A 335-nucleotide genomic window follows, 5' to 3' on the forward strand; every position below is an offset into this window, starting at 1 on the left:
GGCGGCCACGGCGCGACACCTGGTCGCCCCGCACCCACCCGGCAGGAAGAAGGCAGTGTGCGAACACTCAGGCAGCGGGCGGCGACGAACGAGAAGGTCGCGGGCTGGATCTTCGTCATTCCGGTGCTCATCGGCATCGGGACGTTCCTGGTCGTGCCGATCGGGATGGCGTTGTGGATCAGCTTTACCGACTGGAACGGCCTGAGCCCGCCGGAGCAGGCCGGGTTCGTGGGCCTGGACAACTACCGCGAACTGGTCGCGGAGCCGGGCGACGCTCGTCGCGACTTCGCCATGGCTATCCGGAACAACCTCTACTACGTGCTGGGCGTGGTTCC

The 335-nt window shown here is 67.2% G+C and carries 1 pseudogene; it reads left to right on the plus strand.

The window, feature by feature from the left end:
- Positions 1 to 57 precede the first annotated feature (57 nt).
- A pseudogene (locus ELR45_RS38670) lies at positions 58 to 335 on the plus strand (sugar ABC transporter permease); the annotation flags it as partial.

It is taken from the genome of Phytoactinopolyspora endophytica, assembly GCF_004138495.1.
Lineage (GTDB): Bacteria > Actinomycetota > Actinomycetes > Jiangellales > Jiangellaceae > Phytoactinopolyspora > Phytoactinopolyspora endophytica.